At 36.8% G+C, this 11785-nt stretch carries 11 protein-coding genes and 1 pseudogene; 8 read left to right on the top strand and 4 right to left on the bottom strand.

What is annotated here, in order from left to right:
* Positions 1–576: 576 nt before the first annotated feature.
* Positions 577–1512 carry a response regulator transcription factor gene (locus tag BM057_RS10255; protein WP_092093541.1) on the bottom strand — a complete coding sequence of 312 codons (936 nt, stop codon included), beginning with the start codon at positions 1510–1512 and terminating at the stop codon, positions 577–579.
* A 269-nt stretch (positions 1513–1781) separates the two neighbouring features.
* On the opposite strand from BM057_RS10255, the gene ptcA reads away from it, so the two are divergent.
* The 6 genes from ptcA (at position 1782) to BM057_RS10225 (ending at position 8764) form a co-directional block, all read left to right on the top strand.
* Positions 1782–2810 carry a putrescine carbamoyltransferase gene (gene ptcA / locus BM057_RS10250; RefSeq protein ID WP_092093538.1) on the top strand — a complete coding sequence of 343 codons (1029 nt, stop codon included), beginning with the start codon at positions 1782–1784 and terminating at the stop codon, positions 2808–2810.
* 223 nt (positions 2811–3033) lie between these two features.
* Complete coding sequence (locus BM057_RS10245) at positions 3034–4452, top strand: APC family permease (RefSeq protein WP_092093536.1); 1419 nt, start codon at positions 3034–3036, stop codon at positions 4450–4452.
* Positions 4406–5503, top strand: a complete 1098-nt coding sequence (gene aguA, locus BM057_RS10240) for an agmatine deiminase (protein ID WP_081132132.1) — start codon at positions 4406–4408, stop codon at positions 5501–5503. Before BM057_RS10245 ends, aguA begins: the two co-directional genes overlap by 47 nt.
* A 10-nt stretch (positions 5504–5513) precedes the next feature.
* The gene (arcC, locus tag BM057_RS10235; protein WP_092093534.1) at positions 5514–6443 is read left to right on the top strand and encodes a carbamate kinase; all 930 of its coding nucleotides are present in this window, start codon (positions 5514–5516) and stop codon (positions 6441–6443) included.
* Positions 6444–7408: 965 nt separating this feature from the next.
* Entirely contained in the window at positions 7409–8008 is a 600-nt protein-coding gene (locus BM057_RS10230) for a tyrosine-type recombinase/integrase (RefSeq protein WP_071862936.1), read from the top strand.
* 48 nt (positions 8009–8056) lie between these two features.
* The gene (locus BM057_RS10225; protein WP_092093532.1) at positions 8057–8764 is read left to right on the top strand and encodes a Fic family protein; all 708 of its coding nucleotides are present in this window, start codon (positions 8057–8059) and stop codon (positions 8762–8764) included.
* A 145-nt stretch (positions 8765–8909) separates the two neighbouring features.
* Here the strand turns inward: BM057_RS10225 and BM057_RS10220 are convergent, their stop codons facing one another.
* The 3 genes and pseudogenes from BM057_RS10220 to BM057_RS10210 form a co-directional block, all read right to left on the bottom strand.
* Positions 8910–9506: a super-infection exclusion protein B gene (locus BM057_RS10220; protein ID WP_092093529.1), complete on the bottom strand. Its 597-nt coding sequence runs from the start codon at positions 9504–9506 to the stop codon at positions 8910–8912.
* A gap of 81 nt (positions 9507–9587) precedes the next feature.
* On the bottom strand, positions 9588–10718 hold the full coding sequence (locus tag BM057_RS10215; RefSeq protein WP_245741938.1) for a hypothetical protein: 1131 nt from the start codon (positions 10716–10718) through the stop codon (positions 9588–9590).
* Positions 10719–10956: 238 nt separating this feature from the next.
* Positions 10957–11067 (bottom strand): annotated as a pseudogene (locus BM057_RS10210) (IS6 family transposase); the annotation flags it as partial.
* A gap of 118 nt (positions 11068–11185) precedes the next feature.
* Here BM057_RS10210 and BM057_RS12145 point away from each other — a divergent pair.
* Entirely contained in the window at positions 11186–11350 is a 165-nt protein-coding gene (locus BM057_RS12145) for an SH3 domain-containing protein (protein ID WP_092093526.1), read from the top strand.
* A gap of 173 nt (positions 11351–11523) precedes the next feature.
* Positions 11524–11785: UPF0236 family transposase-like protein (locus BM057_RS11575; RefSeq protein ID WP_177186237.1), on the top strand; the 262-nt coding region annotated here is incomplete at its 3' end.

Raw genomic sequence — 11785 nt, 5'->3', positions numbered from 1 at the left:
AGCCGGTAGAAAAACACAACTATTCTTTGCATTGCGTGGTTTAGGCCGCTGATTTTCATTTCACTAACTAAACAGCCTCTCTAACCCAGCAGGTGCAGGACACGCAGACTCCTGCGGGAACAGCGGACCAGGTGAGACCCCGCAGAACGAAACGCAGTGCCGTTCGAGGAGGCTCGCGGTTCGCCCGCGGAAAGCGAAGTGTCTGCCCTGCATGTATCAATGCTTGCTTTAAAAAAATAAAAAAGAATCAAAAATAGAAAACATTGTCGGCATAAGTGCGAAAACTTTTTTCCAACAATTAATTGACACTATCTCATCAAATCTTTCTCTATTATTCTCAGCATTTTTTTGATAGAATCATTCATATAGCATATCGTCCTCTCAGTTGTTTATTTTGTGGTGATTTAATCATACTAGAGAACGATATGTTTTTTAATACCTAAAATGAAAATGGGGCTGAAGAATCAATTCTGATTCATCAGTCCCATAAATTATAGAGCCATAAAAAGGAGTGGCTTAATTGCTAACTCCTTTTTGTCTACAGTCTGTGAACTGGAAGGGATGCTTCCAGTTTTTTTAGGAAGGAGGTTTATTAGCTTTTTTGTATTTTTCAAAAAGAATCATAATTTGCGTGCGTTTTTTTATCTCAAGTTTGATAAAAATGTTATGAACATGGGTTTTGACCGTTCCCAATGAAAGAAAGAGCTGATCGGCGATTTCCTGATTGGTTTGATGGGACAACAGCAACGCAAAGATTTCCGTTTCTCGTTGGGTAAACTGATGAATACGGCAAAAGTTTTGAATCAAGAGAGAGGCGTCTTGCTCTTGCGGTTTTTCTTCCTGTGGTTGGCATTCTTTGATAAAGAAGTGCAGTAATAATATACAAACAACAATCGAAAAGATATCCTCTGAAATACTGCGATTATAAATCTTTGTCGCTAACGAGCTGTACTGGTCGACATTGAAAATCACGAAGCTATCTTCAATTATGATCAAAATACTAAAGAAGAGATTGATGATCATCAACTGTTTTAAATAGTGTTTGTTCAGTAGAGGGAGCTTCTTTTTGGTCCCTTGCCAACAATAAATTCCTAGATAAAAAAGGAAGAGTTGATTACCCAGATAATAGAGCCAAACTTTAAATGCTGAGTTTTCCATCAGTGGGGTCGTAATCATCCAAATGGCCAAAACGATCAATAGCGTATAATGGAGGGGAGAGAGTTTTTCTTTGCGTAGTTCGGCAAGAATAGAAATGGAGAAAAAGGCATTTCCCATAAATATAATAGTTTTAACTGCTGGTGCACTCATAAATGCCTGATCATAACTTTGGGCAAAGGAATTGAGAAATTCCGTCATATAAATAATTGTATTGTCAAAAATAAAGAATGCTAGATACAAACTAATCCAAAGAAATAATTTGTTTTTTTCTTTTAAGTAAGAATAAATAGCAAAAGTCATCGTGATTGAATATAGAATGATCAATAAAATATTGTATATAAAAATAGCTATCATATTGAATCCCCTTTCAATTTTTCTTACACCAATTTTCTTATCCTAATTATAACACCATTTGCTTTTCTTTACTTTTAATTCCGCTAAACTTTCCTCTAAACTTTTGTAAACCCTTGGAAAATAACTGGTTTATATCCAAAAATAAACTTGTCCTCAGCAAGTATAGAATAAGTGTGATAACGTTTACAACTAATAGCTTATCGTAAACTCCGCCTTTTTTACCTAAAGTGAAGATGCAAAAGCAAACAAATCACTTAGGAGGTTTCATTATGGGAAAAAGAGATTTTATTACAACGGAAAATTACACGAAGGAGGAGATCCAACAAATCGTTGATTTGTCATTGAAAATCAAAGCGGCCATCAAAAATGGTTATTACCCCCCTTTACTAAAGAACAAAGTATTAGGGATGATTTTCCAACAATCATCTACCAGAACGCGGGTTTCTTTTGAAACAGCAATGACACAATTAGGAGGGCATGCAGAATATCTCGCACCAGGACAAATTCAATTGGGTGGTCATGAAACGATAGAAGACACAAGCCGTGTTCTTTCTCGTTTAGTTGACATTTTGATGGCTCGCGTGGAACGGCATCATAGTGTGTATGACTTAGCAACGAATGCCACGATCCCAGTTATTAATGGTATGTCTGACTTCAACCATCCAACGCAGGAACTTGGCGATCTTTGCACCATGATCGAACATCTTCCAGCAGGCAAAAAAATCGAAGACTGCAAGATTTCCTTTATTGGTGATGCCACACAAGTCTGTTTCTCTTTAGGATTGATCGCAACAAAAATGGGGATGGAATTCGTTCAATTTGGTCCAGAAGGATTCCAGTTAAACGAAGACCATCGCGCACGATTAGACGCGATTTGTAAAGATTCTGGCGGTTCCTATACGATATCAGATCAAATCGATGTGATCGAAGGTTCGGATTTTGTTTATACAGATGTTTGGTATGGACTGTATGAAGCAGAATTATCAGAAGAGGAACGCATGCGTATTTTTTACCCTAAATACCAAGTGAACGCTGACTTGATGAAACGCGCTGGTGAACAAGCGAAATTTATGCACTGCTTACCTGCCACTCGTGGAGAAGAAGTCACGGATGAGGTCATGGATGAACCAAACTCGATCTGTTTTGATGAAGCAGAAAACCGGTTAACGTCGATTCGCGGTCTCTTAGTGTACTTGATGCGGGATTATGCGGATAAAAATCCAATCGACGAGACCAAAAAAGCAGCGGCTGAAAAAGACTTGGAAGTTTTGTTAGATGAAACTAGACGCAAGAGATGAGGAAAGGAAATAGTCTGCGTATCAAGGGGATGCGTGAAGACTGTTTTGGTTCTTGAGGAGGGGCCAACGAACTGCGAATCGATTCTTTTGAGCGGAAGCTCGTTCTAATAATGTCGCAGCTTATGTGCTGAACTGGGATTCACGAGAGAGAAATCCGCTAGTTGCAAGAATCCTTCAATCGTTGGTCAACCCTTATTCCCTTGTACCGGAAAGGAAGAAAACAATGGGAGAAAAGAAAAAATTTAGTTTGATGAGTGCTGTCTTATCGGTTATTTGTGTTGTATTTGTGGCAGAAGCGGCTGCACCGGTAGCAGCAATCGGAAATTCACAGTTTTTTTGGTGGATCTTTCTATTGGTTGCGTTCCTTTTGCCCTATGGGTTAATCTCATCAGAATTAGGAACAACGTATATTGGTGATGGCGGTATTTATGATTGGGTGACACAAGCTTTCGGTCATCGCTGGGGTTCTCGGGTTTCTTGGTACTACTGGATCAATTATCCATTATGGTTAGCCTCTCTAGCCGTAGTCTGTCCTGACTTGTTGACGACTATCACAGATCGTGAATTTTCCACGGTGGCTGCTATCGTGATCGAACTGATTTTTATATGGGTCATCGTTTGGATCAGTTTTTATCCGGTCAGTGACAGTGTGTGGATTTTGAATGGGGCAGCAGTGATCAAGATGCTGTTAGCAATCTTGATTGGTGGCTTAGGTCTCTATACGGCCCTTACCAAAGGTGTTGCGAATGAGTTCACTCTTTCTTCGATGCTGCCAAGCTTCAATTTGAATAGTTTGTCTTTTATCTCGGTAATCATTTTTAACTTATTAGGATTCGAAGTGATTTGTACATTTGCAAGTGACATGGAAAACCCTAAGAAGCAAATTCCTCAATCGATCATTGCCGGTGGACTGGTGATTGCCGCCATTTACATTTTTTCTGCTTTCGGGATCGGTGTAGCGATTCCTACGGATCAAATCAGTACCGGCAGTGGATTGATGGATAGTTTTAAATTATTGACAGGATCAACAGGCGGCTGGTTCATTATTTCGATGGCCTTTTTGTTCTTGCTGACATTGTTTGGCAACATGATTTCTTGGTCGTTAGGGGTCAATAATACTGCTTGCTATGCGGCCGAAAATGGCGATATGCCGAAAGTATTTGCCAAACGCAGCAAAAAAAATGGCATGCCTACTGGTGCGGCAATTATGAATGGTATCGTTGCTTCTATCGTCGTCGTCATCGCCCCAATTTTACCAAATCAAGATTTATTCTGGGCATTTTTCTCACTGAACCTAGTAATGTTCCTACTATCGTATGTCCCTGTGTTTCCTGCGTTTTATAAATTACGTAAAATTGATCCAGACACACCTCGACCTTTCAAGGTGAGCGGCAGCGATTTGTTCTTGAAGGTATTAGTCGCACTACCGATGATCATGATCGTGATCTCATTGATTTTCACAGCGCTTCCTTTGCAATTTGACGCTGAATCACTGAGTCAGCAATTACCAATCACGATTGGAGCAATTGTATTTGCCCTCGTTGGTGAAGCCATTATCTGGATCAAAAAAATCAAAAAAGAAGGAGTGCTGTATCATGGCGAAACGAATCGAAAAGACCACACCGAAACAAGACGGGTTTAGAATGCCCGGAGAGTTTGAACCACAAGAGAAAGTATGGATGATTTGGCCAGAGCGCCCGGATAACTGGCGTGATGGGGGCAAACCAGCTCAAGAAGCATTTGCTGAAGTCGCAAAAGCGATCAGCAAATTCACGCCAATGAATGTGGTCGTGTCGCAACAACAATATCAAAACTGCCGTCGTCAATTGCCTGCAGACATCACTGTCTATGAAATGTCTAATAACGATGCATGGATTCGTGACTGTGGTCCTAGCTTTGTCATCAACGACAAAGGCGAATTACGAGGCAATGACTGGGGATTTAATGCTTGGGGCGGATTAGTCGATGGCTTGTATTTTCCTTGGGATCAAGATGATTTAGTTGCTCAAAAGATCTGTGAGATCGAGCATGTGGATTCTTATCGGACGGAAGGGTTTATTTTAGAAGGGGGATCCTTCCATGTCGATGGGGAAGGCACTGTGTTAACGACGGAGATGTGTTTGTTGAGTGATGGCCGGAACCCCCATATGACAAAAGCAGAAATCGAACAAAAATTATGCGACTACTTGAACTGTGAGAAGGTCCTTTGGTTAGCTGACGGGATCGATCCGGAAGAAACCAATGGACATGTGGATGACGTGGCATGTTTTGTACGTCCTGGAGAAGTGGCTTGTATCTATACTGAAGATAAAAACAGCCCATTTTATGAAGCGGCTCAAGCTGCATACAAGCGTTTGAATGAAATGACCGATGCCAAAGGCCGCAAATTAAAAGTTCATAAGCTTTGCTGCCCAGTAGAAAATGTCACGATCAATGGGGATTTCAAGATTGATTACGTAGAAGGAACCATGCCGCGAGAAGATGGCGACATTTGTATTGCTTCTTATATGAACTTTCTAATTACAAACAACGGTGTGATCGTTCCTCAATACGGAGACGAAAATGATGCGCGGGCACTTGAAGAAATAGCAGAGATTTTCCCAGATAAAGAAGTTGTGGGCGTAAATACAGTTGAGATCGTATACGGTGGCGGGAATATTCACTGTATCACGCAACAACAACCGCAAAGATAGGAGGAGACGTATGTCAAAAATTGTCATCGCTTTAGGCGGAAATGCTTTAGGCGACTCTGCGCACGAACAATTGACCAAAGCCCAAGTGGCAGCAAAATCGATTGCTGATCTAATCAGTGACGGCCATCACGTGGTGATTGCTCACGGGAATGGTCCTCAAGTTGGCAAAATTCGCTTAGCATTTGAGGAAACCAGCAAAACGCAAGAAGACGTCATGCCATTTCCTGAATGCACAGCTATGAGTCAAGGGTACATCGGTTACCATTTGCAACAAGCGATTGATGAAGAGCTTGTTTCTCGCGGATTGGCACATATTCCGGTCATTTCCATGTTGACGCAAGTGGTGGTCGATCCAGCTGATCCAGCTTTTACGAATCCAACGAAACCAATCGGTGGCTACTATAGTGAAGCTAAGGCTCAGCAATTAATGACTGAAAGCGGCGACACTTATATAGAAGATGCAGGCCGAGGTTGGCGTCGGGTCGTTCCTTCTCCTAAACCAGTGGACATTTATGAAAAAATCAGTCTAAAAACATTAGTAGATGCAGGTCAAGTGGTGATTGCATGTGGCGGAGGCGGCATACCAGTGGTTTATGAAGGCACTCGCTATAAAGGAGTTGACGCGGTGATTGACAAAGACTTTGCTGCAGCCAAGATGGCGGCACTGATCGATGCGGATATCTTTATTATCTTAACCGCTGTTGACCAAGTCTTTGTCAACTATGGTCAACCAGATCAACGAGGATTGACAACAGCCACTGTCGCTGAAATGCAAACGTACATTGACCAAAATCAATTTGCACCTGGTAGTATGTTGCCAAAAGTGGAAGCAGCGATCGCATTTGCTGCTTCCAAGGATGGGCGTCAAGCAGTGATCGCTTCATTGGAAAAAGCGGCGGAAACTTTAGTTGGTAAGAGTGGTACGATGATCCAACTTTAAATCAAGGAAAGATATTAGAATATTCGATATTTAGTGTTGGTAGAAAAAGATACAACTGGGAATTTAGTCATAACCAGTTAGGCATAGTGCTTAACTGGTTTTTGCTTCAATTGAAAGATCAGAACCTACAACTTATTTATAGCAGAAATTGCAGCAATTTTTTGCCATTCTTTGTTGGAGTAGCTAGTACAAAGGATAGCCATAATCATACTGGATATACTTGCTACAAGTTGAGTTACTATGTGACCTAGTAAACTGTAAAGACTAAAAAAACAGACGAATTAATGGAATAACCTATCTCTTATTTCGGATACCATTAGTCTTTCAGGTTTAACAGAGGAAATACTTGCTATTGTATTAGAGCTGGTATTATATTTTTCATTATCTAGTGTCGATTTCTTTGTTTACTATTCTAGAAATAATTACTATAACTATTGTCAGGATAATTGAATAGAAAAAAAGGAAAATATACTTAAGTAGTAAATTAGTTTTCCATTGAAACCAATTATGTATAAAATTAAATGTCGTAATGACAAAAAAGCGAATCTATAAAAAGTCACATTCTTTATTTTATTACTTTGGTTCAATTTAGTTTTAGCATTAGAACCATTGTTCAACTAATGGGAATTATTATTAAAGTGATTATTTTTGAATTTGTTAAAAAAATGATTTTATATTTCTTGATTAAAAGAATTCGAAGTTGTTTTATATTTATGGGATAAAATTATAACGTAAAGCCATAAAAATATATTTAGAAATATACTATTTTTTTATTCTGACAAAGCGAAAATATCTTTTTCGAAAGAGACACAATCGGATTCTGTCACATTCGTTAAAATCGCTCCATCCTTAGAGGCTCTAAGAGGAAATCACTTTTCTTTTAGGGCCTTTTTTCTATAGCTTGTTTAAATGTGACTTATTATCTGCTATAATCATATTAAGTAACATTTGAAAGGCGGCTAAAAATGAAGAGCGTAGAACCGATTCGCGACAAAAAAAAGATCGATGCCATGAAAGCAATTTTGGCTTCCGGCAAATATGGGCAACGAAATTTGGTGCTTTTTTCGATCGGGATCAATACAGCGTATCGAATTTCCGATTTAAGACAGTTGAAATTAAGTGATGTGTTAGAAATTTCCCGTGGACGGGTGATTGTCAAAGAACGTCTGGCCATGAAGGAACAAAAAACAGCGAAACACAATTCGGTTTTCATTTCGAACAAATTACGAAAAGTGATTCTTGATTATGTTCAATCGGAATTTCCTGACCAGCTGCAAGTACAGGACTTTAGTAATTATTTGTTTCCAAGTCGAAAAGGAGCAGATACGCCTTTGACCCGACAAAGCCTTTGGCGGATCATTCATGAAGCTGGAACGGCGGTTGGATTGAAAGAAATTGGTCCCCATTCGATGCGCAAGACCTTCGGCTATTTTTTGTACAAGCAAGGGACCAAAACAGAAATCATTCAGTCGCTGCTCAACCATTCTTCGCAACGGGAGACCTTACGATATATTGGGATTACCCAGGAAGATAAAGATACCGCAGTAAAGAGTTTGGATCTATGACAGAATAATGCCCCATATAATAGAAGGAAAAATTCAAGAGGTGAGAAAATGAACGAAGAAAAACGGCCTAAATTTCCCGATAAATACCACTTATCTCGCAAAGAGTCTGTGTATTTATTGAAGAAAAACATTGTGGAACTGGTGTATAATGCGGGGAAATTTGAAGGATTGAATACAACGTTATTACAAACAGAAGAGATTATTAAGTATAATCGGGCCAATAATGTGGCTGTAGATGATGTCCTGACCGTCGTTAACTTAAAAAGAGGCTTTGAAATGCTTTTAAACGACGTACAGGAGCCCCTGTTAGAGACAAGTAAGCGGATTAATCGAATAGTTGTGGCGGAAAATGCTCTATTCCCTTGTGAAATACGAACCGGTGGAGTAGAAATATCGACCATTCAAGGAAGATATGTGCCACCCATGTTAACTGAAGCTGAGGTAAAGGATCAATACGATGATTTAATGTATCAAAATATATCAGAAACGGAAAAAGCCTTGCGACTGTTTCTATTCATTTCGAAAAATCAAATCTTTTGGGACGGAAATAAACGTACTGCTTTATTGAGTGCTAACAAGCTCATGTTTAGTAACGGTGCGGGGATATTATCGATACCTGAATCCTTTTTTGTGAAATTCAATGGACTTCTATCTTTGTATTATAATACTAATCAAGTAACTGCTGAGGCAGAACTGCTATCATTTATGTACAGAAACTGCATTTTTGGTATAAGTTATACTACACAGGTACCTTGACAAATAAAGTAAAGAAATTGGAATTAAAAATTTTAAATAAACATCGTGAGAAAAAAATAAAAATAAAAACTCTAATTTATACAATTTGCCCCAGAACATTTTTTTCTGGTTTCTGGGGCGGATATATTAAGCAAATATAGCACGATTAAAATTCGGGAGAACGTATAAGTAAATCATAAACTAACTGCTGATTTTCTTTTTTCTGCAGGAACTCATGTCCTTTATTTTCGAAGAATTCTAGAAGATCCTCTTTTTCTTTTAATTCCTCAACTACCCATGGTTGTAATAAGTAAGGAAATTTTGCGGTATTAGGATTAGTTACCATATATTGATTAGTTGTTTTACTAATAACAAGCTGATTCTCTAATTTTTGCACTGCCCCATCGTTAATTGGTAGAAAACTTGTGTAGTTTTCATTTTCAAATAGACGTAACACAATACATATTTCGAATGGGCTTAATTTTCGTAACCGGGACTCAGCATTTTTATAGAAATTTCTGATACTTCTTTTTTCTGATATGAAATTAAATATTTGAATAAACAGCGTAATGATTAGGATGGATAAAGATATAATAAATACTAACCCAATTATAAAGCCATACTTGTTTATAAAAGTTGTCAAATGTAGTTGTTTTAAAAATCTAGATGGTAGTAGTAAAAGGGAACCACTGGCTAAAGTTAGTGCGGACATTATTTTTATAGGTAAATTCAAGATATCAGTAATATTTAAATTGAAATTCATAGTAACATCTCCATATTTTATTTTACCTCCAATAGATAATTTAGAAGAATATGATTTATCTAAATTTAATAGTAGCTATGGTTAATTGTTAATACTGTATTGTATCAGACCACTAATTACTTGGTTAATAGATATAAATGAGTTATCTATATTTGAAATGAAGCGGTCAAAACCAATTCCAACAGAATATTCTACTAGCTCTTGAAAATAATAATTGGAGTTGGTAAATACTGTTAATGGAATATCTTGTATTACGTAATGAAAGATATTATTTCTTAACTTATTTTCAAAAGTGAAATATTTTTCCTTTTCTGTAATTAAATATTTAATATCTTGAATTTGTTTTTTACTAATAGTGTCTGAATATTTTTTTAATATTAGAGATAGACAGTTAATACTAGTAAGATACACTTGTAATTTTGATCTATAAAACAAAGATTCTGAAGACAAAAACACATTTGGTATGACAAGATTTACAAAATTATTTTGACAAAGTATATTAAATAGAAATAATTGAGTATCAGTTGGTAAATTGCCACCCAACAAATTTTTACGCTTTTCATCATAAAAAAAATAATCATTATGCCGCAAATTACTCGAATCTAACGATAGTCTTTTCTTTTCATCAACTAATTCTGAATATGGTAAAGAGACAACCGAACTAATAAAAAATCCAATATATTTAGAATAACTGGTTAATAGGTGGGCAGAATTTTTTTGGAGAGTATATAATGACGACGAAGACTTCAGGTTCAATATTTTTTCTAAATAGATACTTAACTGACTTGTATTTCCATAGGGAATGTTATTGATAGTGAATACACCTAAATCTTTTTGACCAAATATTTCAACCCATTTTTTTTGTAACATATTATAATCTGTTTTTAATATATCTAGCCGTTCTAATCCACTTACGTGTAGATTATTATTAATTTTATTATGACGTCTATCTGAATACAACTTGTAACTTACACGAGTTGCTTTAATGATTTTATCTAATGAAATATTTTCTATCTTAGGAAGGGATATATATTGGTTTTTTAACTCAAATAGATTTAACCATCCATCACAAACAGATGACAAAAAGGGGATTATAGAAATATTTAGTTGATTTTGTTTTTGGAATCTTGAATTAACCAGCTGATGCATAATTTGTTTCACTTCAGCTGATTCTTGGGATAGTATTACAAATGAAACCTCATCTAAATGCATTATAATCATCCCCCCAATGTATTTCGCTATAATATTTTTATATTTGTTTTTGGCTCAATTTTGTAATACTTATATAAATATTATAAGATAATATAATCTCAACATCAATAAATGGCTTGTTGGGTTCTGTTGCAAACTGAAAAACTAAAGAGAGTTCCATCTTTTCGGCTTTTTTTGAATATTCCTCGAATGGTTTCCATACATTTAATTAAAGAATTTTCCCATATTCTTGAACTCAGCGGTAAATTGTGGTGTGACAAAGATGAATGCCTCGATCATACAAAATTTCCTGCACTTCACGATAACTCAGGTTGTAACGAAGATAATAGCCTACGGCTACAATGATCACATCTTTTTAAAATTGTTTACCTTTAAAGTGACTCATCGTCATTCCTCCAAGCTATCATTTTCCACTACTTTACCTTAAAATTTACTTTTTTGAAAACTTTGCAACAGAACCAACGACGATGCTACCGCAAAGTGGAAAATATACGTTCGCTAAAAATACGAATATTAGAAGTGCTGAAAGCCTAAACTCAGCAGTAGTAGAATCATATTCAAAAGGGCAATCTTTAGTATATGATAGTAAGAAAATAGCAGATGGATTTGTATGGTTAAGTTATTTAGGATAAAGTGGTAAACGTAGATATGTCGCTGTATTATAATTTAAATTGCTTTCTAATTTAAACGTATGTGTAAAATAGTTCTCGAGATGATTTTTATTTTTTTACTAGCAAAAAGAAAGAAGGCGTTCTATCATAAATGTATGCTGAGCGGCAAATACATAAACGAAAGAAGCCTTCTTATGGATAAAATTATAACAAAATTATATGAAATAATAAAGGAGTCAAGCGATTTAATTAGGACAGAGGAGTTGATACAGCTCTATATGTACGATTTATTCGCTGAATTAGTAGGAGATATCTTTTCTCATATCAATCAAGTGATCAAAGAAAAAAAACAAAGTGATGGGTGGAAAGTGAAAAGAGAAGACTGGAAAACCGTTCAGTTTGTTTTTGGTCCTGTTCGTTACCGTCGTACCCTGATGGTAGATCAAGAGAATCAAA

Source organism: Pisciglobus halotolerans (assembly GCF_900113675.1).
Classification (GTDB): domain Bacteria; phylum Bacillota; class Bacilli; order Lactobacillales; family Carnobacteriaceae; genus Pisciglobus; species Pisciglobus halotolerans.
This window is presented reverse-complemented; position numbering and strand designations above follow the sequence as displayed.